General features: G+C 51.9%; 18 protein-coding genes. 7 read left to right on the forward strand and 11 right to left on the reverse strand.

Annotated elements, in window-relative coordinates; translation table 11 throughout:
- Positions 1 to 26: 26 nt before the first annotated feature.
- The 3 genes from RB297_RS13155 (at position 27) to RB297_RS13165 (ending at position 3,748) form a co-directional block, all read left to right on the forward strand.
- Positions 27 to 1,208, forward strand: a complete 1,182-nt coding sequence (locus tag RB297_RS13155) for a MalY/PatB family protein (RefSeq protein ID WP_277748241.1) — start codon at positions 27 to 29, stop codon at positions 1,206 to 1,208.
- Between the two features lie 167 nt (positions 1,209 to 1,375).
- Positions 1,376 to 2,641 carry an MFS transporter gene (locus RB297_RS13160; RefSeq protein WP_375120661.1) on the forward strand — a complete coding sequence of 422 codons (1,266 nt, stop codon included), beginning with the start codon at positions 1,376 to 1,378 and terminating at the stop codon, positions 2,639 to 2,641.
- 12 nt (positions 2,642 to 2,653) lie between these two features.
- The gene (locus RB297_RS13165; RefSeq protein WP_375120662.1) at positions 2,654 to 3,748 is read left to right on the forward strand and encodes an ArsR/SmtB family transcription factor; all 1,095 of its coding nucleotides are present in this window, start codon (positions 2,654 to 2,656) and stop codon (positions 3,746 to 3,748) included.
- Positions 3,749 to 3,924: 176 nt separating this feature from the next.
- Here RB297_RS13165 and RB297_RS13170 read toward each other — a convergent pair whose 3' ends face one another.
- The 8 genes from RB297_RS13170 to RB297_RS13205 form a co-directional block, all read right to left on the reverse strand.
- On the reverse strand, positions 3,925 to 5,844 hold the full coding sequence (locus tag RB297_RS13170) for a DUF4855 domain-containing protein (protein WP_375120663.1): 1,920 nt from the start codon (positions 5,842 to 5,844) through the stop codon (positions 3,925 to 3,927).
- Between the two features lie 165 nt (positions 5,845 to 6,009).
- Positions 6,010 to 6,723, reverse strand: a complete 714-nt coding sequence (locus RB297_RS13175) for an N-acetylmannosamine-6-phosphate 2-epimerase (RefSeq protein WP_375120664.1) — start codon at positions 6,721 to 6,723, stop codon at positions 6,010 to 6,012.
- Positions 6,724 to 6,770: 47 nt separating this feature from the next.
- The gene (locus RB297_RS13180) at positions 6,771 to 7,604 is read right to left on the reverse strand and encodes a carbohydrate ABC transporter permease (protein ID WP_096775299.1); all 834 of its coding nucleotides are present in this window, start codon (positions 7,602 to 7,604) and stop codon (positions 6,771 to 6,773) included.
- The gene (locus RB297_RS13185) at positions 7,604 to 8,533 is read right to left on the reverse strand and encodes a carbohydrate ABC transporter permease (protein WP_036662491.1); all 930 of its coding nucleotides are present in this window, start codon (positions 8,531 to 8,533) and stop codon (positions 7,604 to 7,606) included. Before RB297_RS13185 ends, RB297_RS13180 begins: the two co-directional genes overlap by 1 nt.
- A gap of 87 nt (positions 8,534 to 8,620) precedes the next feature.
- The gene (locus tag RB297_RS13190) at positions 8,621 to 9,937 is read right to left on the reverse strand and encodes an ABC transporter substrate-binding protein (protein ID WP_096775298.1); all 1,317 of its coding nucleotides are present in this window, start codon (positions 9,935 to 9,937) and stop codon (positions 8,621 to 8,623) included.
- A gap of 367 nt (positions 9,938 to 10,304) precedes the next feature.
- Positions 10,305 to 11,153, reverse strand: a complete 849-nt coding sequence (locus tag RB297_RS13195) for an ROK family protein (RefSeq protein ID WP_375120665.1) — start codon at positions 11,151 to 11,153, stop codon at positions 10,305 to 10,307.
- 101 nt (positions 11,154 to 11,254) lie between these two features.
- Entirely contained in the window at positions 11,255 to 12,124 is an 870-nt protein-coding gene (locus RB297_RS13200) for a MurR/RpiR family transcriptional regulator (protein ID WP_036662487.1), read from the reverse strand.
- 189 nt (positions 12,125 to 12,313) lie between these two features.
- Entirely contained in the window at positions 12,314 to 12,841 is a 528-nt protein-coding gene (locus tag RB297_RS13205) for a hypothetical protein (RefSeq protein WP_375120666.1), read from the reverse strand.
- 174 nt (positions 12,842 to 13,015) lie between these two features.
- Here RB297_RS13205 and RB297_RS13210 point away from each other — a divergent pair, with 174 nt between their 5' ends.
- The 4 genes from RB297_RS13210 to RB297_RS13225 all read left to right on the forward strand — a co-directional run bounded on the left by RB297_RS13210 (position 13,016) and on the right by RB297_RS13225 (position 15,859).
- Complete coding sequence (locus RB297_RS13210; RefSeq protein WP_192569403.1) at positions 13,016 to 13,609, forward strand: M15 family metallopeptidase; 594 nt, start codon at positions 13,016 to 13,018, stop codon at positions 13,607 to 13,609.
- A 270-nt stretch (positions 13,610 to 13,879) separates the two neighbouring features.
- Positions 13,880 to 14,266 carry a GntR family transcriptional regulator gene (locus RB297_RS13215; protein ID WP_009591591.1) on the forward strand — a complete coding sequence of 129 codons (387 nt, stop codon included), beginning with the start codon at positions 13,880 to 13,882 and terminating at the stop codon, positions 14,264 to 14,266.
- Positions 14,256 to 15,134 (forward strand): ATP-binding cassette domain-containing protein, encoded by an 879-nt coding sequence (locus RB297_RS13220; RefSeq protein ID WP_251499318.1) that lies wholly within the window; start codon positions 14,256 to 14,258, stop codon positions 15,132 to 15,134. The genes RB297_RS13215 and RB297_RS13220 overlap by 11 nt, the downstream gene beginning before the upstream one ends.
- Positions 15,131 to 15,859: a Tat pathway signal protein gene (locus RB297_RS13225; protein WP_213580498.1), complete on the forward strand. Its 729-nt coding sequence runs from the start codon at positions 15,131 to 15,133 to the stop codon at positions 15,857 to 15,859. Before RB297_RS13220 ends, RB297_RS13225 begins: the two co-directional genes overlap by 4 nt.
- Positions 15,860 to 15,944: 85 nt before the next feature.
- Here the strand turns inward: RB297_RS13225 and mmsB are convergent, their stop codons facing one another.
- Genes mmsB through chvE form a run of 3 tightly spaced genes read right to left on the reverse strand, consistent with a single transcriptional unit; the run spans position 15,945 to position 19,775 of the window.
- Positions 15,945 to 17,111 carry a multiple monosaccharide ABC transporter permease gene (gene mmsB, locus RB297_RS13230; RefSeq protein ID WP_009591707.1) on the reverse strand — a complete coding sequence of 389 codons (1,167 nt, stop codon included), beginning with the start codon at positions 17,109 to 17,111 and terminating at the stop codon, positions 15,945 to 15,947.
- A gap of 2 nt (positions 17,112 to 17,113) precedes the next feature.
- A complete protein-coding gene (gene mmsA, locus RB297_RS13235; RefSeq protein ID WP_096775292.1) occupies positions 17,114 to 18,646 on the reverse strand; it encodes a multiple monosaccharide ABC transporter ATP-binding protein in 1,533 nt (510 codons plus the stop codon).
- A 43-nt stretch (positions 18,647 to 18,689) separates the two neighbouring features.
- A complete protein-coding gene (gene chvE, locus RB297_RS13240) occupies positions 18,690 to 19,775 on the reverse strand; it encodes a multiple monosaccharide ABC transporter substrate-binding protein (protein ID WP_036662480.1) in 1,086 nt (361 codons plus the stop codon).
- Positions 19,776 to 20,035: the final 260 nt, after the last annotated feature.

The following is a 20,035-nucleotide window of genomic DNA, read 5'->3' on the forward strand; positions in this document are numbered from 1 at the left end:
CTCAACTCAGCTAGGAGGAATTACATATGAATTTTGATCTTGCGATTGACCGCACCTGTACCAACTGTCAGAAATGGGACAATGTCCCCACCGTCTTCGGCGTGCCGGACGCGCTTCCGATGTGGGTGGCCGACATGGATTTTGCCGCGCCATCCGCCGTTGTAGAGGCGCTTCATAAACGGGTGGAGCATGGCGTGTTCGGCTATACGTTCCCGTCCGACTCTTACCGCGAAGCGATTAGCGATTGGATGAAGAAACGCCACAGCTGGAGCATTCAGCAGGAGTGGATTCAGTTCTGTCCGGGCGTCGTCCCGGCTCTCAGCCTTATCGTGGATGCGTTCACCGAGCCGGGCGATCAAGTCGTCATCCAGACGCCGGTCTATCCGCCGTTCTACAGCGTCGTTCAGGACCATGGCCGTGAGCTGGTGCATAATCCGCTTCTTCTTAGCGAAGAGGGGGATTACACGATGGATTTCGAGGACCTGGAGAAGAGCTTTTCTACCGGCCATGTCAAAATGATCATTCTGTGCAGTCCGCACAACCCGGTGGGCCGGGTGTGGAGCCGAGCCGAGCTGGATCGTCTGGCTTCCCTCTGCCAGCAATACGACGTGCTTGTCGTATCGGATGAAATCCATGCGGATCTGGTGTTTGAACCCGGCGCGCATACGCCGTTCGCCGCGCTGTCCGAGGATGCCGCAGAGCGTTCCATCATCTGTACCGCGCCTAGCAAGACGTTTAATATCGCCGGCCTGAACACGGCGAACATCATCATCCCGAATGCGCAGCTGCGCAGCAAGTTCCGCAAAATATTGAACCGTTACGCCATCGGCTCCATTACGCCGATGGGTGCGGCCGCCACCGAGGCTGCTTACCGTGAGGGCGAACCGTGGCTGGATGAGCTTCTGGTTTACATCCGCGGGAACATGGAGCTGGTAGCCCAATATGCACAGGAACATCTGCCCGAGCTGAAGGTGGTTATGCCGGAAGCCACCTACCTGTTGTGGATTGATTTCCGCGGCATGGGCATGTCCCACGAAGAGCTAAACCGCTTCCTCGTTCAAGAGGCGAAGCTCGGATTGAACAGCGGCGCGGCCTTCGGCAAGGAAGGCGAAGGCTTCATGCGCATGAACCTGGCCTGCACGCGCGCCACCGTTCAGGAGGCGTTGTCCCGCCTGAACAAAGCTGTCGGGGAATGGCGGAAGGCTTAAAAACATACAAGATCCCGGAATGAAATGACAAACGGAGTCAAGCCCATGGCTGACTCCGTTTATTTTTTTATTTTACGATAACGGATCTTTTATTAGATAATGATCTAAAATTATTATTGACCATCATCTAACAGTTATGTTTTACTTCTATCTAGAAAGGTGGTTAGATGATGGTGATACAAGAAAACGCTCGAGAGATTCGTTATCGGGATCTGTCATCCCAAAAGGAGTATCTGAAGTTAATGATGGCCAATGCCGTGAACCGGTTCGGCGATTCCATCGACATGATTGCTTTTTCCTTGATGGTATACCAGCTTACCGGTTCCGCCTCATGGGTAGCCGTTATTTTCGGCATCAATGCACTCCCTTCCATCCTGTTTCAGCCCTTTGCAGGCGCCATCGTTGAAAGACTTCACAAGAAAACCATCATGATCCTTGCGGATATCGGACGAGGAGTGATTGTAGGCGCCACTGCCGTCCTGCTTCTGCTTGATCTGCTTCAACCCTGGATTCTGCTTGTGCTTACGTTCATGAATTCCACGCTGGAATCCCTTCGCATTCCCGCCGGGTTAGCCATCATTCCCCAAGTGCTTGATAAAGCCTTATATACCCATGGCATATCCTTAAATTCAACCATCAAGAAAATCGTGGAGTTAGCCGGTCTTGGCGCTGCCGCAGCCATCATCGGATTATTCGGCCTTGGGGTGGCTATTTTGATCGACGCCGTCACCTTTTTACTGTCCGCCCTCTTCATTCTGGGCATCAACAACAAGGAAACATGGCAGCGGAGCCCGATTCGGCTGGATTTGAAAGGCTATCTCCATGCGCTGGCCGAGGGATTCATCTATCTAAGAAAGGCAAAAGTCGTATTCGCCGTCTGCATATTAGGCGGCATCATGGGCATCTTCCTGATTCCCATTAACTCCATGATGGCTCCATACACGACGGGAGTGTTAGGACTGTCCGCCAAGGGGTTGTCCGTTGCCGGCATTTCCTCAACGATCGGTCTTGGCATCGGTGCCTTCTTGTTCCCTTACTTAAGAAAACATTTCTCTGCACGCATTCTGTTCATCACTGGCGGGACGTTCATTGGAATCTGTTATCTGGTATGGTTCTGGATATCGCACTATTCCGGACAAGTCATGCTGACCTATGTCATGTTGGCTTCTACCATGCTGATATTCGGTTTTTTTGCTTCCTTCGTGGAAACGGTGATCGGGGTAGCCTTCATGGAACACATTGAGGAATCCTACTTGTCTCGCGCCGGTGCCATTTTTAACGCGATCGCAAGCTCAACTATTCCGCTCGGTTCGCTGATCATCGCCACCGCGATGACGTTTATAACCCTTGAACAGCTATTTGTCGCTACTGGTATTTTTACAATTATATTGTTTGTTGGTATGCTCTTCATAAACACATTACGCCAGCTGTAAAGGAGTAATCCCATGAACATAACGGTATTGGCAAGGCCGGATATTCTCCGTGAATGCATCGAATTGCTCTATCGGTATACGAATCATGAAGACACCCGGTCCGTGAAGAATGAACTCACGATGAAATATAATCTGGACTCGCCGGACCTATTGCAAACCTTCGACCCCATCATCGAGATAGGAGAGCTGGTTTACGGCCAACTGGAAGCAGCGCCTGATCGCATGGCTTTTTTCTTCGAAAGCCGGGGACAAGCGGGGTGGTGCTGCGCCAAGCTGCTATTGGATGAATATCTCCGCTCAGCGGGTACGAATGCGAATATTCTTCGGCTGTCCCCTGTCATGCAGGATGAACGGCGGCGCAAGTACGCGGAGTCTCTCTTCCGATTATTTATGGGGGATGCCGAAAGCCACGAATGCCTAGCGACTCATAACGATGCCGATCTGACCAACATGATTGACGGACTCGAACTGGACGTTCAGGAGAAATGGACACTACATCTCTTATATCAGAACTTTGATTTGTACATGCAGGAATTGCGGAGCATCCTTGAACAGGCCATGACCCTGTATGAGGAACAATTGCCCTTGCTTGAGCCTCTGCTGGACCGCTTTGCGGCAAGATACCATCAGGTGGTTCAAACCGAACCGCTGGAGTACATCAATAACCGATTCCAAATCAATCTCTTGGACGATAAGGAAATCCGAATCGTTCCGCAAATCATGGGTTTCAATATGGTCACGCTCCATCCTCAAAAAAGCGAGATTTCAATAGAGACGCTGTATATCGGCATTCTCTTTGAAGCTCTTCAAGAAGCGGTCAGCCGGGTCATCTCGGACGAGAAGATATGCAAAACGTTGAAAATGCTGAGCGATGCCAGCAAATTTGCAATTCTGAAGTCAATTTACCGTGAGCCGGCATACGGTTCGGAACTGGCAGACCGGCTGAATCTAACCACGGCTACCATCTCGCATCATATGAACGCACTCATACACCAGGGATTCGTCATGATGGAAAAGCGGGCAAACCGAATCTACTACCGAATGAATCGGACGGCTGTCGAGACTTACCTGGAACAGCTGCGATCCAGCTTATTGCAGCAGGAATGAGCAGTCGTCCTTGCATGCCCGGTATGGGATTTATCCTCTCCGCATAAGGAAAAAGAAGGGTGAGCCAAGGTCTCTCCTTTGGCTCACCCTTCTTATGCAACTCTTCCTCTTCCACAGCCGTTAGTCGCTTCGCCAAACGAAAATAGCTGTTGAGCGAACTCTTATCCGTCTGAATGCTACTGCATATGCTTCGCCAAATACTCGCCGTTTGCCTTCAGCAAGGGATAGGCTTTGCCGGATACCGTCCCGCTCTGCTTATGGCTTTCCAGCAACTCCATGAAGCCGTCCAAATGGTGGGCCGCCTGCTGCTTGTTCCCCTTCTCTTCGAAGCGGATGACCGAATCCAGGTGCGCCGTAAGCGAGCGGGCAGCCCCATGGTTCGCAAACCCGCCTGCTTGCTCCAGCTGATCGACCAGACCTTTCAGGTGCAGGGAGCTTGTATTCTCCAGCTGGTACGTTCCTCTAACAAACTGATACAACCAGTCATACATTATCCGGATATCCGGATCCTGGCTTGCCGCTGCATCTCTTAACACAGGCCCCGAGCCTTTGTAATACGCTTTGAAGGTATCGTTCATATAGCCATACTTCACGCCGCCATCCAGGTATTCCTTATACCGGTTGCGGAATACTTCGTCGGTCAGCATCCGTCCGTCAAACTCGATCTCGACGCCCATCCCGAATCGTTTGGCCGTGTATGCGGCATCGTCCAGGCGCTCGCTGCTCATGTCTTCAAAGAAATAGTTCGGCTGGAACGCGACCGCGTCGAATCCGACCTCTTCCCACATATAACTCTTATAGGCCAAGAAATGAGGAATCCAGAAGGACTTTAAGCCTTCGCCGTGAATTTGGCCGTTCACGTATTTCAGCATATCCGGACCGGAAGCGCTTGTGCTTACCTGTTCGGACAGCCAGTATAAACCGGCAAGCTCCAGATTGGAATAATGGTTAGCCTCCCACCGCTGCAGCACTTCGTCCATCCACCAGCGGATCGCCTTTTGCCTGTTCGCCATGGCCGACTCCTCGCCAATGGCCCCGGCGTTAAAATTTTCGGAGATTCCATCTCCGTCCACGTCGCCGAAGTCGGTTAGATACTCGCCCGTATCCGGGATCATCACGACCACCTTGGTTTTATGGTCAGGCTGCCCCAGCTTGGCTCCCACCTCCTTGGTGGCTTCATTGAGCTGGTGCATCTCGCCGTCCGCATCAAAAGTCTTGTCGAGGTACCACTTCCAGTCCTGCAGGTTCGCGCCGCCGCCAAAGTCGCGTCCATCCGCCGATATCAACCCAAGCGTAAGCACGCCGTCAAAAAACCAATCCACCGGCTCCCCGTTCTGGTCCACGTAGCTGATCTGAGGAATGATCTCCTCTTTGCTCCAGTCTCCATCCCCATTGGCATAATGACCATTGTATAGAAGGGACAAATCATGAATGCCGGCCGTAGCCTCTCCCGGCTGCAAATATTTAAATTCTTGCGGCGGAAGCTGCACCGCCCCAGCGGCTTTGCCATCAGTCCCCATGATCTCGATTTCGTCGATGAAGGTCCAGGCCCTTGTATGCATGGTGAAGCTTACCTTCACATAACGCGCGTAAGCGAACTTCCCATCTTCGAAGCCCGGCACGCCATCGGTCTGGCTATCCCAAGCGTACGTTTCGTCTACAGGCGGACCGTCCACCCATAACGTCTGGGTCGCTTTATTCGTCAAGTTCGCCCAATGAACATTGTCGTCCGAGACATACATCGAAACCGTTAGCGGAAACAGAATCGCCGAGCCAGGCCAATCCTGCAGAAAACGCGCGTTGATGCCCGAGATGGATTTGGCCTCGCCAAGATCAAATACGACCTCACGCGTCTTCTTGCGTATATGACCGACCCATGCGGAATCCAGTACATTCCGCGTTCCATGTATTCCGTCGTTCAGTTTATGGCCAGGGTCGGGATAATTGGCTTCCGGGGCCTCCGACCACGAGTAGGTTGCATTTCTTGCCAGGTTTCGCACTTCCGATTGAGCCTCATCAGCATAAGCGAAAGGAATGATCGAGAACATCATGGCCACAATCATGGCTAACGATACCCGTTGTTTCATAGAACGCATATAAATTAACCTCCTCTTATCATGCTTCCTGATCTTCGCCGGTTTTCACCGGACTTCAGCCTTACGAGCTCCAGCAATCGTGGGCCGGCGCCGTAACTCGCGCCACTGCCATGGTTTCGTCATCTCACCCCCTTCCAGTCATGATCTGCCTTCATGCCTCCAATCCTATATTCGAACCCCCCTGCCCTTTCCTTCGTTCAGATCCACCTGCGCTTCAATCGATTTCCGATATCGTTCGGTTATATCCTGGGGACGCGTAATTGCGCTGCCTACCACGACAAACCGGGCGCCGGCATTCAGAGCCTGAATCATGTCGTCCGCGCTGGCAAACCTGCCCTCGGCTATAACCGGCAGCCGCGTTTCCTGAACCAGCCTTGCGACCAGCCCGATATCGGGCTTTGTCGTTTCCGGACTATAGGCTGTATACCCGGACAGCGTTGTGGAAATATAATGAACGCCCAAATCGGCCGCATACAGTCCTTCCTCCAAGGTGGAAACATCCGCCATCACATGGATTCCCCGACGAATCAGCTCATCGACTACCTCTTTCAGTTTGTTCCCATCCGGTCTCGGCCTCAGCGTCCCGTCCATTGCTACAATATCGGCGCCGGCCTCATGGACGGCTAAGGCATCCTCAAGGGTCGGCGTAATGTAAACGGGATAACCTTCGATCTGCCGTTTCAGCAGCCCGATGACCGGCACGCTCACCGCCGCTTTAATTGCCGCAATATCAGCCGTTCCATTGGCCCGGATCCCGATGGCTCCTCCCAACACGGCCGCTTTCGCCATTTCAACCATATGCTGCGGTCCAAACAGCGGCTCTCCCTCATACGCCTGACAAGACACCACTAATCCTCTATCTGTAATCATCCGCCTCATATTTAGCTCCTACATCTGGTTTAGTATAAACTTGCGTCATCCTTCGTTTACTTCAAGCCCGTAATCGTGATGCCTTCGATAAACTTCTTCTGGACGAAGAAGTATAGAACGATGATGGGAATCGTAAACAGCGTAGCGGCTGCCATTAAAGGCCCCCACGCCACCCCATTCTCCCGAATAAATTGCTTCAGGCCGATGGACAGGGTCCATGTTTCCTGATCGTTCAAGTAAATCAACGCTCCCTGGAAATCGCCCCATGCGCCCAGAAACGTAAACAGGCCGATCGTCAGAAGGGCCGGTTTGGCAAGCGGCAGCACGATTTGGGCGTAGATGCGAAACTCCGACGCGCCGTCGATTTTGGCTGATTCGGTGAGCTCCATCGGAATTCCGTTAAAAAACTGCCGGATCAGGAACACATTGTACGCCATCCCCGTCCCGAACCACGCCGACAGCACCAGCGGCCAGTTGGAATTCAGCAGGTTGACCTTGTTGAATACGACATACAGCGGAATCATCGTTACCTGCATGGGGAGCATCAGCGTGCTGAGCATCAGGATAAACAGCATGTTTCGGCCTTTAAATTGAATTCTCGAAAAGCCGTACGCGACCAGCGGCGATAAAATCACGACGCCTGCAACGCTCATCAAGGCAATCACGACGGTGTTCCAAGTGTATTTGATGAACGGAATCATGTTGACCGCGTTTACGTAGTTATCCCATATCCATTCCGTCGGAATCCATTGGATGGGAATGACGAAGATTTCCTCCTCGGTCTTAAAGGTGGTCAGCAGCAGCCAAGCGAAGGGCGCCAGAAACAGCAGGCCCACGAGGATTAACAGCATATGAGGAATGATCTTTCGGCCGATAAATGCTTCGTTCATTATTTTTCACCTCCATAGAAGACCCACTTGCTGGATGTTTTGAAGATTAACAGGGTCAGCAGCAGCACGATGATAAACAAAATCCAAGCCATCGCCGAGGCGTATCCCATCTTCAGGAACATGAAGGCGTTCTGGAACAAATAAATCGCATAGAACAAAATCGAGTTCCCCGGCCCGCCAATGGCCTGATTGCTTGATTCCGCAAACACGTAGCCTTGGGAAAAATATTGAAAGGAGCCGATCAGCCCCATAATGAGCTGGAAGAAGGTCATGGGCGAGATGGCCGGCAACGTGATATGCCAGAACTTATGCCACTTGTTCGCACCGTCAATGGAAGCGGCCTCATAATACATTTTGGGCACTTCCTGCAGCGCCGCCAAATACATGATGGTGATTGTCCCGGTCCCCCAGAAACCCATCATAATCAGCGACGGTTTGGTCCAGTTCTCGTCCATCAGCCAATTCGGTTCGGGCAGGCCGATCGCGCCCAGCATCTGGTTCACCAAACCATATTGCGCGTTCAACAGCCAAATCCACAGCAAGGATCCCGCTACGGCCGGGACCAGCGTTGGCAGGAAATAAATCGTCCGGTACAGGGACAGTCCCTTGACGCTCTGGTTTAGCAGCAGGGCAATGCCCAGGGCGTACGCAAGTTGGGGGAAAAATCCGAACAAAGCCATGAATGCGGTGTTGTACAGGGATGAGAACATTTTGCCGTCTTGGGTCATCTCCACATAATTGTCCAGGCCGACCCATTGGGGCGAGGTAAACAGGTTATACTCCGTGAAGCTGTAATACAATGACGTGATAATCGGATAGAGCTGGAAGACCAGGAAGCCGAATATCCATGGACTTAAAAACAAAAGTCCGATGATCAGCCGTTTTCTTTCCCTGCTCTTCATTCCGCTCCGGGGTTCCAAACGTTCCATGTGATCTTTTCACCTCCAAGTAAAAAACAACACCTGCAGGGAGCGGCCAGCCTGCCTATCGTACTCGCCGCTCCTGCATCATCAAGATTATTTTTTGTCCGCGATCGGCTGCATCTTGCTCACGACATTATCCATCGCTTCCTGAGCGCTTATCTGTCCTTTGAGCGCCTTCTCCGTTTCTTCATTCAAGGTCTGCAAGTATTCGTTAATGTAAATGCTGTTCGGGAAGCCCTTCAAATTCGGATTTTTCGCACTTTCATAATAGTCCCAAAGTTCCTTCACCTCTTGGTTCTCCGTCAGCTTCGGATTATCAAGCGCTTTCATTAGAACGGGGATAGAGCCGCTCTGGATGCTGTATTCAATCTGAACGTCCTCACCGAGCAGGTACTGCATCACCTTCCACGCCTCTTCCTGATGCTTCGCCTTGGATGGAATGAACATGGCGATCGGACTAACCATGCCGGAGCCTTTAAGATCAGGGTTGGCTGCTGGGTAAGGGAATGGCGCTACGCCGACTTCCTTGCCTTCGCCGCGATGCTTGACATACCAGTTCTCCCAGCCGATAATCATGGCCAGCTTGCCGGTCAGGATCGGATCCTGCGGAGTTTCGAGACCGCCCATGCCCGATTTGAATTTATCGATGCTCTCCTGCCCGAATTCCTTATAATAATTCACTTGATAATCAATGGCCTTTACATTCGCTTCCTGGTTCGCGGTCAGCTTCCCGTTGCCGTCGTCCCATGAGCCGTTGAAGATGATCGGCCAAAACACGTTATCGATCCAAGGGTAATCCGGTATAAAGCCCATCTGCGTTATATTTCCTTTATCGTCCTTCTTGGTCAGCTTCTTCGAATATTCGAGCAGATCTTCGAGCGTCTCCGGCGGAGCCGTGAGTCCTGCTTCCTCGAACGCCTTTTTGTTGTAAAACAATTTATTGGCCATGCTCATGGAAATCGGGAACCCGAAGATATCATTGTTGACCTTCATGCGATCCAGCGCCGCAGGAATGATCTGGCTTGTGTCGAATCCGTCCCGTTTGATGAATTCCTCCAGCGACTGCACCGCACCGGCAGCAGACCAAGGTCCGATGTTATTCCACTGCGTTACGATGAGATCCGGAGCGCTGCCCCCCGAAATCGCGGTTAGTTGTTTCTGATGATCCTGATTGCTGAGTGTCTTGACTACGATGTCGTCCTGGCTTTCATTGAATTTCGCTACAGCATCCTCAATCGGCTTCGCGTTTTCTGCTGTGGCAGAACTCCATAATTGAATTTCAACCTTGCCGTCCTGGCCGGCCTTGCCGCCAGTGCCGCCCGCTCCGGAGCATGCGCTTAATACGGTGGAGAAGGCTAAGAGCAGCATAAGCAAAACGTGAAACGACTTCTTTCTATAGTGCTTCTTCAAAATGACTCACCCTCCAACATTTCATGGTTTTATAATTTCATAACTGAAGAAAAATTCCTTCTAAACAGAAATTAATGGATAATTACTCTTTCGTCAATCCTTAATTTTCTTGTTTTTGTTTTTATCCGGGCATAAAAAAAGCAAGGATTATAATCATAATCCTTGCTGCATCTAGGATATTTCATGATAATTATGCCTGATCAACATTAAAAATATTTTTTAGTTATTTGAATCGTTTTGGAGAAATGATCCACCTATATGACGTATTGCATACATTCCATCTCACCGTAAAACCATACTTGGGCCGCCGCTCCTATGACGCCGGCGTCATTGCCAAAACTCGCAGCCATAATCCGGCAGCAGCTTCTCATATACGAAGACGTTCGGGCATCGATTTCCTGATCGAGCTCCTGCAAAAAACGGGACCGGATTCCGCAACCCCGCCTCCGATCACAACGACCTCCGGATTAAAGGCATGAATATACCCGGCAACAGCAGCTCCCAGCGCCCGGATGACCACCCGCATGACCGCCGTGGCGGATGGATCATTCTGCTGCCAAGCCCGAATAATATCCCGGGAATTAGGCCTCCATGCATATGAAACGCTTTCATTTCTTTGCATTTCAAGGCCTATTCTGGCAATCCCGCTTCCGGAGGCATACAGCTCGATGCATCCGTTATTTCCGCAGCTGCAGCGAGGGCCGTTAATGTCAACACTAACATGGCCGAGCTCCGCCGCCCCGCCAAAGACGCCTCGCAGAAGGCGTCCTGATTCCATGACGGCACCGCCGATGCCGGTGCCAAGAGCCAAGCACACAAAATTATCGCAGTGTTTGCCAACCCCGTACATCTTCTCCGCCATCGCAATGACATTGACATCATTGTCCACATACACGCGAGTGTTATAACGCTGTGTTACCAGCCGTTTAATTGCCGTCCCCGTCCAGTCGGGAAGCGTATCTCCCGCGTAAAGAACGGTCCCTTCCCGAAAATCGATCTGGCCTGCGCTGCCGATGCCGATCCCTTGCACCTCTCCCTCAGCGCCGGCCGATTTCATCATCATGTCGATGCCAAGCAGCACTTTGTGCATAAGCTGCTCTGGACCTTTATGGGCCTCGGTTGGCACCCGATGCCGGTTTATGATCTCCCCCCCTCGATCGATGACCGCAAATTGGACTTTCGTCCCCCCAATATCAACGCCGATGGCGTAACCCATAATAAGGTAACACTCCCTTCTGTGATCCTTAAAAAACGAACGAAAGATCACCCCGCTTTCGCCGATGATGAATATGTGAATCGATTCAAGGAATCGATTCACTAGTACAGCTTATCCGCAACGGAACTTGCGGTTTTTTTCAACGATTCCGAGGCATCCTCTTTTTTCATCGTTAAGAGCGTTGTAAGAATGTTCAGCATATACGTCTGCATGAATTTTGTCGCCAGTGCCCCGCCCTCGGTCGGCATTTCCCGGGAAGACACGAGCAGCACCGTATCTGCGTATGTGGCAATCGGGGAGCGCAGGTGCCCGGTCAAGCAGATGACGTCCGCTCCATTCTTCTTCGCTTCCTTCACCGGATCCACCAGGTCGCGCGTGCTTCCGGAAGTGGATATGGCGAATACGAGATCGCCCTTCTTGACCAATGAAGCGGACATGGCAATAATATGAGAATCCCGGTGCGCTTCCACATTGAGTCCCAGCCTCATCAGCTGATAATGCAAATCCAGGGCGGTTATGCCTGAAGAGCCTACGCCATAGACATACACTTTGTTTGCGGCCAGCAGTTTATCAACCGCCATCCTCAGATTGTCGGCATTCACCAGATCCAGCGTATTCTTCAGTAAAATTTCATGCTGCATCGTCAGCTTGCGAGCCACCGTCATCAAATCGTCCTGCTCATCGATAGAGGTATCGACTACGGATGGGGGACGATCCACCAAGTCCTGTGCAACCGACAGCTTGAACTCATGAAATCCCCGGAACCCCAGCTTGCGGCAGAATCGAATGACGGAGGTCTCTCCGACCCCTGCTTTCTCGGACAAATCCGTAACGGTGGCAAGGACCGTTTCCTCGGGGAAACCTTTTACGTAATCAGCTACTTTTTTCTCCGTCTTGGTCAGGGAAGAATAAATGCTTGATATCATCAGCAGCGTATTGGATTGATTCAGTCTTGGGCCTACTCTTGCCATTCCACATCCCTCATTTCTCTCTATCTGGACAAAAAAGAATATTTTCTCCTTAATTATATATTAAAAAAGAGTTTTCTTTCAATAACAAAAAAGAAGCTGTCAGCATCCTTATGGAACGGATACTGCAGCTTCCATCATGATTTCGTTGCATTAAGAAAAATTCTGACCCGCGCATCCTTCCAGGCATGCTTACATCATCGTTCCGCTGTCGTCCGTGCTTGAAGTCAGTTCCTCGATAGCCACTGCCCCGTTCAGGCCGCCGCCGGCCGTTTGCGCCCGCTCCATTTGGTATCCTGCGTCCAGCATCGAGCCATCCAGCTGATGCAGCTGCTGGCTGACTTGATCCATCTGTTTGAACAGCTGGCGATACTGATAGGCTTGCGCATAGTCGCTCTGCTGCGCGGCCTCGTCCAGCTGCTCGAACATCGTTTTATTCTCGCCCAGCACCTGTCGGTACTGCTCCGCCGCAGCGGTTCGGATATCCTGCGCCGCCCCCATCATCCCATGCAGCACCATCCTGCAGTTCACCAGCTCCTGGCGCACGGCGGAAGAAGTTTCAGGCGTGACCGCAGCCTGCGCATTCCGAAGCTCGGCGTGGATCCCGCCGAGCTCGTTCACGATCATCCCGACTTCGTCCATGCGGCCGTGCTGTCCTGCAGCAGCCAATTGGCTGGATAGCTGATTGAGTCTCATCGACATGTTTTGAATATTGCTCATTCGTTATTCCCCATTTCCGGACCAAGTCCTTTTTATGAACTAGGATGCGATAAACCATGGATTGCTATTCATTCCGGTATCTGGGCGTGATTAACGGTCTGCTGGAATGCGGGGCGGGATGCCGATATAATAGAGTAAGCCATCATATGAAAGTAGGTAGATTAAAGAGTCCGCATGATCAAACGCAAAAAAACGACGCTTTTCCTTGTTGTTGCCTTATTGCTCGCCATATTCTACATGCAGCTGCAAACCGCCATACCGGGATTTATCAACGATCTCGATTTTGATTTTAATAGCAAAGAATCCCCTGAAATCACCCAGCTCCACCCTTATGTACTGCAACAGAAGAATGAGCTTGTCCGTCTCACCAAGAAAAAAGGGATCACGATTGTCATAACGGACGGTTACCGGAGCCACGAAGAGCAGACCCGCATCTACAATCAGGGCCGCAGCACCGAGGGCAGCATCGTGACAAACGCCAAGGCCGGGGAATCTCTTCACAACTACGGGCTCGCCATTGATTTTGCGCTGAGGCTGAAGGATGGCAGCGTCATCTGGGATATGGAATACGACGGGAACGGAAACGGCAAGGCCGACTGGATGGAAGTCGTGGAGATTGCAAAGGATTTAGGCTTCCAGTGGGGCGGAGATTGGGCCAACTTTCCGGATTATCCGCATCTGCAAATCGATTTTGGATTATCGATCCGTGATTTGAAACGGGGAAAGCTCCCTCCTATGGACGCTTCCGAGTATTCGGAAGCCAAATGAAATGATATTGCTATTTGTTTTAATTGAGCATCGAGGTTCGCATAGCATACGTTAGCTATACTCCAATATGACTAACGCATCAGGTAAATAAATCAAGGCCAACCAGATCCTTCTGGCCGGCCTTTTTTGACGTTGTTCGCTGTTAAAGCGTCCCGATGGAGGCATGATATTCAACCAAATGCTTGACATGCCGTTCACGTTTTGGTTATATAGTCATATATATAAGCATATAACCTTAACAGGACAACGAAGGCAAGGTGGTGATTCTTATTGAGCGGTACCGTGCATCCAGATAATAGGCCCCTGTTCATCCAGATCAAGGAAAAGATCGAGGACCAGATCGTCAATGACCAATTGCTTGAAGGTGAACAGGTTCCTTCCACGACGCAGCTGTCCCAATTTTACAAAATCAATCACATTACGGTGTTGAAGGGAATCAACCTGCTGGTTGATTCCGGACTCATCTATAAAAAGCGAGGTGTCGGCATGTTTGTTGCTGAGGGGGCCAAGGAAATGCTGCTCCGGACCCGAAAGAGTGCATTTGCGGAACATTATGTGGTGCCAATGGTACAGGAAGCGGACAAACTCGGTTTGTCCACGGATGAGCTTGTTCAAATCATAACCCAGTTAAAAGGAAGTGACCCCCATGAATCTTGATGTACAGTTAGATAGGGTATCGGTGACATACGGCAGCGTCGAAGCCGTCCGCGATATTTCCCTCCGCCTCCCGGCCGGCAAAATTTACGGTCTCCTCGGTCGCAACGGCGCAGGCAAAACCTCGCTCCTGTCGATCCTGGCTTCATTTCGCGAACCATCGTCGGGATCGGTTACGATTGGCGGCGAGCAGCCCTTCGAAAATGCCAAAATCATGAGGGAAGTTTCCTTCATCTACGATGTCGACTATAAAGAGGAGACGGACAAGGTCAAGGCCGCGATTGAATCCGTTGCCAGGTACCGCCCCCATTTTGATACGGCTTATGCCCTGGAGCTTGCCCGCAAATTCAATTTGCCCCTGGATAAACAGCTCAAGCAGCTCTCCAAAGGCATGCAGTCCGCTTTTAACGTATGCATCGGCCTCGCCAGCCGGTCGCCGGTTACCATTCTGGATGAAGCTTATCTCGGCATGGATGCGCCTTCGCGCGAAATTTTTTACAGGGAACTGCTGAAGGACCAGGAACGCCATCCGCGTACGTTCATTCTTTCCACCCACTTGGTATCGGAGATGGATTATTTGTTTGAGGAAGTCATTATCATCCACAAAGGCCGGTTCATTCTTCAAGACGATTATGAAAGCCTTACGTCCAGGGGTGTATCCATTACGGGTCCCGCGGCCAAGGTGGACGAATTCATCCAGGGCATGAAGGTGCTCAACGTGCAGCAGCTCGGTTCCACCAAGGCCGTCATGGTCTACGGGGATCTGGGCGAGGCATCTCAATCAGCCGCATTGAAGGCAGGACTTGAGATCGGGCCGATCTCGCTCCAGGACTTGTTTATCCATCTGACGGGGGAGGAGTATTCCGCATGAAAAAGACGTCATCGCCCGTAAGCAAAGTATCGACGGAAATGTTTATTCAACAAGGCAGCTGGGCTTTGGGTTTTCTAACGATTGTGCTGCTGATCTATATTGGAGCCGGCATCGGCAGCAGCATTGGCATCAATGTTCGGGAAGGAATATCAGATGAGGACTTCTTCTCCATCGCATACCGCTCCACCAAAGGATTTATGCTTGTCATCGGCATCATTTCAGCTTACGGTTTTCTGAGCTATTATGTAAGACACGGCATTACGCGCCGGGATTTCTTTGGTGGTTCCGCTTTAGCGGCCGTCTATCTGTCCCTGGCATTTCCGGTTGCCGCGGCACTGATCCAGTGGATTGTCTCGCTGTTTGCATCACAAGATGCGGGAAGCACCCGACTGCTGCAGGAGTTCGACAACAGCTGGCTGCTGACGCTCGTTTCCTACGGTATCCAAATCTTCATCTATTATTTGATGGGGTGGATGATCGGATCCGGATTTTACCGGTTTGGCTGGATTCGCGGCTTGGGATGGATCGCCGTTGCCCTCGTGTTGATCGGCTTCATGGATGCATTGTGGCAGTTCGAGCTGGCTTCCATATGGGAACAGTGGTTGCCGGTCACGACAGACTTTTCCGTCACGCTGCCGGTTTCGCTCGCAGGCTCCCTGGCCGTCATCCTGATTGCAATGATTCTGATTCGGCTGATCACCCGAAGAGTTACGATCAAAATGTAACCAATACCCAAAATAAATGGCTGATCCAGGGTAGCACCTTCTACCCCGGAATCAGCCATTTTATGATATAACGCCACCGTATAGATTAAGCGGCACTGCTCTTCTTCTTATTATAAATGTCGAAGGCTACCGCCGCGAGGAGAACCAGGCCCTTAATGCCTTGCTGCCAGTCGATGCCGAGACCTACGAGCGACATCCCGTTATTGAGGACGCCCATGACGAGCCCCCCAATGATCGCGCCGAAGACCGTCCCGATCCCGCCGGTGGCCGAAGCGCCGCCGATGAAGCTCGCCGCGATGGCATCCAGCTCGAAGTTCGTACCGGCTCTCGGCGTCGCCGCGTTCAAGCGGGCGGCAAAAATCAAACCGGAGATGGCGGCCATGACGCCCATATTGACGAATACCCAGAACGTGACCTTCTTGGTTTTCACGCCGGACAGCGCCGCCGCTTTTTCGTTGCCGCCAAGCGCGTAAATATGACGGCCCATCACGGTTTTGTTCATCACGAAGGAATAGATGATAATGAGCACCAGCAGCAGAATCAGAATGTTCGGCAGGCCGGCGTAACTAGCCAGCATGAACGTAAAGGCATTGATCACGGCCGCAATGAGCACCAGCTTCAGGAGGAACAAGCCGCTTGGCAGAACGTCGAAGTTGTATTTTTTGTGGGCCTTTCGCTCCCGCAGCTCATTGATCAGGAAAATAACCGTAAAGATGATGCCGGCCAGAATCGCGATCAGGTTGGTGCCGGTGTTGCCGAAGTCCGGAATGAAGCCGGAGCTTAGCTTCTGGAAGCCGCCCGGAAACGGCGCAATGGATTGGCCCTCCAGCACAATCATCGTCAGGCCGCGGAACAGGAGCATGCCGGCCAGGGTTACGATAAAGGCCGGTATCCTCACGTAAGCCACCCAGAATCCCTGCCATGCTCCGATCAGACCGCCGACGATCAAGGATACGATGACGGCAATGACCGGATGCAGCTGCATATCGACCATCATGATCGCAGCAACGGCGCCGACGAAGGCGGCTACCGAACCGACCGACAAATCAATATGACCCGTAATGATGACAAGCACCATGCCGATGGCCAGTACGAGAATATAGCTGTTCTGGAGAATCAGGTTCGTGATGTTGATCGGCTCCAGCAGCAGCCCTCCCGTAATGATTTGGAAAAAAATCATAATGACAACAAGGGCGATGATCATCCCGTATTGGCGGATGTTGTTTTTAAACATTTTTTTGAGCGTCTCCATGCTTAAGCCCCTCCATTCTTGGTCATGTATCTCATCAAGGTTTCCTGCGAAGCCTGTTCTCTGCCAACTTCTCCGGTTATCCGTCCCGCGCTCATGACATAAATCCGGTCGCAGATCCCTAAAATTTCAGGCAGCTCCGAGGAAATGACAAGCACCGCCTTCCCCTCATCCGCCAGCTGGTTGATGATCGCGTAGATTTCGTATTTGGCTCCGACGTCAATCCCCCGCGTCGGCTCATCCAGAATCAGGATGTCGGGCCCGGCATAGATCCATTTACTCAGCACAACCTTCTGTTGATTCCCCCCGCTGAGGTTCCCCGTCTTCTGGAGAATGTTCGGCGTTTTGATCTTGAGCTTCTTCCGCATGTCTTCCGCCACGAGGATTTCTTCCCGATCATCAATGACCATGTTCTTTGCCAGCTTGGACAGTCCGGTCAGCGAGATGTTGCGTTTGATATCGTCCATGAGGATCAGCCCGTATTCCTTCCGGTCCTCGGTCACGTAAGCAAATCCGTTTTCAATCGCCTCGTTGATGGACTGATTGCGGATTTCCTTGCCGTCTTTCCGAAGCGTACCCGTGATGTTCCGGCCGTAAGCCCTGCCGAAAATACTCATCGCAAGCTCGGTCCGGCCGGATCCCATCAGCCCGGCAATGCCCACGACCTCCCCCCGGCGGATATTCATGCTCACATTGTCAATCACTTTTCGGCCTGCTTGCAGCTCGTGATATACCGTCCAATCCTTAACCTCCAGGATGACCTCCCCGATCTTCGGGCTCCGCTCCGGATAGCGGTTCGTCAAATCCCGCCCGACCATGCCGCGGATGATCCGGTCCTCGTTCACCTCGCCGCCTCTCATATCCAGCGTTTCAATGGTCTGGCCGTCTCGCAGAATCGTAATGGAATCCGATACCTTCGACACCTCGTTCAATTTATGGGAGATCAGGATGCAGGAAATTCCCTGCTTCTTGAATTCCAGCATCAGCGCAAGCAAATTCTCGCTGTCGTCCTCGTTGAGCGCCGCCGTCGGCTCGTCCAGAATAAGCAGCTTCACCTTCTTGGATAAAGCCTTCGCAATTTCGACCAACTGCTGCTTGCCGACGCCGATGCTGCCCACCTGCGTATTCGGGTTCTCGCTGAGCCCCACCTTATCCAGCAGCTCTTTGGCCCCCGTCATCGTCTCATTCCAGTTCATGATGCCCTTCTCGGCGCGCTCGTTCCCCAAGTAGATGTTCTCGGCAATCGACAAATAAGGAATCAGCGCAAGCTCCTGATGGATGATGACGATGCCCAGGTCTTCGCTTTGCTTGATGTTTTTAAATTCACAGACGCTGCCTTTGAACAGAATATCTCCCTCATAGCTGCCGTAAGGATACACGCCGCTCAGCACTTTCATCAGCGTGGATTTGCCTGCTCCGTTCTCCCCGCACAGGGAGTGGATCTCGCCTTCGCGAACCTTCAGATTCACCTGGTCCAGCGCCTTTACCCCGGGAAACGCTTTCGTAATGTTCCGCATTTCAAGAATGTACTCTGACATCTGGCTTCACCTTCCTATCCTTTCGTGTTCGCATGCCTAAAGACTATTTCAATCCGATTTCTTCCTTGGAATAGTAGCCCGTCTCCACAACCTCTTTCTCCACGTTGGAAGCATCAACGGATACAGGGGGAAGCAAATAGGCAGGCACGACTTTGATGCCGTTGTCGTACGATTCCGTATCGTTCACCTCGGCCTCTTCTCCCTTCAGCACGCTCTCCGCCATCTTCACCGCCTGCTCGGCGAGCTGGCGCGTGTCCTTGAACACCGTCTGGGTTTGCTCACCGGCCACGATCGACTTAATGGAAGCAAGCTCCGCATCCTGACCCGTGATGATTGGCAGCGGCTTGCCGGCCGTCCCGTAGCCTACGCCCTTGAGCGAGGAGATGATGCCGATGCTGATCCCGTCGTAGGGCGACAGCACCGCGTCCAGATTCTCGCTGGAATAGTTGGCGCTGATCAGGTTATCCATCCGCGACTGCGCCAGGGCGCCGTCCCAGCGCAGGGTCGCAATCTGGGCCATCGTGGTCTGTTTGCTCCGAACGACAAGCTTGCCCGAATCCATGTAAGGCTTGAGCACGGACATCGCGCCGTCATAGAAGAAGTAAGCATTGTTATCGTCCGGCGATCCGCCGAACAGCTCGATATTGAACGGCCCCTTCCCTTCCTTCAGGCCAAGCTTCTCTTCAATATAGGAGGCTTGCTGAACGCCGACCTGGAAATTGTCGAAGGTGGCATAATAACTCAAATGCTCGGTGTTGCGGATCAACCGGTCGTAGGCGATGACCTTGATTCCCTGATCATGGGCCTTCTTGATCACGTCGGTCAGCGTATTGCCGTCGATCGAAGCGATGACGATCACGTCGACCCCTTTCGTAATCATGTTCTCGATTTGGGAAATCTGGTTTTCAATCACGTCCTCGGCGAATTGAAGGTCGGTTTTATACCCTTTTTCCTGAAACAGCCGCTCCATGTTCTTCCCGTCAGCCACCCAGCGTTCGGATGATTTGGTGGGCATCGCAAGGCCGACGTAACCCTTCTCAGCATCGCCGGTTTGGCTTTCGGCGAGGTTGCAGGCCGTCAGGGCCAAGAGCAGCACCGCGATCAGCAATCCTGGCAATCCTCTCTTCATCGGTAGTTCCCCTTTCCGAAAAATGAAATCGAGAGCGCTTACAACCGAAGGTTCGAAAAGCCTCTCTGTACTAAAAAGGATACCTCCGTTCGGGTGGAGGGGTCTTTCCACGAAAACAACCTTTTTTATAATTTTCATACTTTTGTTGTTCGGCATTCTTGCGAGATGTGCACAATATGCTCCATGGGAACCGGCCCGAATGACTTTATCGTCGTCAAAAAGAGCCCCCGGTTTGTTGTTTGCCAACGAACCGGAGGCTC

The organism is Paenibacillus sp. CR_12, from assembly GCF_041953985.1.
Taxonomy (GTDB): Bacteria; Bacillota; Bacilli; order Paenibacillales; family Paenibacillaceae; genus Paenibacillus_AQ; species Paenibacillus_AQ lautus_A.

What these genes read in the sequence shown, in the direction of transcription:
- mmsB (WP_009591707.1), bottom strand. Translation starts at nt 17,111, where the DNA reads ATGGAGACGCTCAAAAAAATGTTTAAAAACAACATCCGCCAATACGGG.
- RB297_RS13185 (WP_036662491.1), bottom strand. Translation starts at nt 8,533, where the DNA reads ATGGAACGTTTGGAACCCCGGAGCGGAATGAAGAGCAGGGAAAGAAAA.
- mmsA (WP_096775292.1), bottom strand. Translation starts at nt 18,646, where the DNA reads ATGTCAGAGTACATTCTTGAAATGCGGAACATTACGAAAGCGTTTCCC.
- RB297_RS13165 (WP_375120662.1), top strand. Translation starts at nt 2,654, where the DNA reads ATGAACATAACGGTATTGGCAAGGCCGGATATTCTCCGTGAATGCATC.
- RB297_RS13200 (WP_036662487.1), bottom strand. Translation starts at nt 12,124, where the DNA reads ATGGCAAGAGTAGGCCCAAGACTGAATCAATCCAATACGCTGCTGATG.
- RB297_RS13170 (WP_375120663.1), bottom strand. Translation starts at nt 5,844, where the DNA reads ATGCGTTCTATGAAACAACGGGTATCGTTAGCCATGATTGTGGCCATG.
- RB297_RS13195 (WP_375120665.1), bottom strand. Translation starts at nt 11,153, where the DNA reads ATGGGTTACGCCATCGGCGTTGATATTGGGGGGACGAAAGTCCAATTT.
- RB297_RS13225 (WP_213580498.1), top strand. Translation starts at nt 15,131, where the DNA reads ATGAAAAAGACGTCATCGCCCGTAAGCAAAGTATCGACGGAAATGTTT.
- RB297_RS13160 (WP_375120661.1), top strand. Translation starts at nt 1,376, where the DNA reads ATGATGGTGATACAAGAAAACGCTCGAGAGATTCGTTATCGGGATCTG.
- RB297_RS13220 (WP_251499318.1), top strand. Translation starts at nt 14,256, where the DNA reads ATGAATCTTGATGTACAGTTAGATAGGGTATCGGTGACATACGGCAGC.
- RB297_RS13175 (WP_375120664.1), bottom strand. Translation starts at nt 6,723, where the DNA reads ATGAGGCGGATGATTACAGATAGAGGATTAGTGGTGTCTTGTCAGGCG.
- RB297_RS13155 (WP_277748241.1), top strand. Translation starts at nt 27, where the DNA reads ATGAATTTTGATCTTGCGATTGACCGCACCTGTACCAACTGTCAGAAA.
- RB297_RS13210 (WP_192569403.1), top strand. Translation starts at nt 13,016, where the DNA reads ATGATCAAACGCAAAAAAACGACGCTTTTCCTTGTTGTTGCCTTATTG.
- RB297_RS13205 (WP_375120666.1), bottom strand. Translation starts at nt 12,841, where the DNA reads ATGAGCAATATTCAAAACATGTCGATGAGACTCAATCAGCTATCCAGC.
- RB297_RS13180 (WP_096775299.1), bottom strand. Translation starts at nt 7,604, where the DNA reads ATGAACGAAGCATTTATCGGCCGAAAGATCATTCCTCATATGCTGTTA.
- chvE (WP_036662480.1), bottom strand. Translation starts at nt 19,775, where the DNA reads ATGAAGAGAGGATTGCCAGGATTGCTGATCGCGGTGCTGCTCTTGGCC.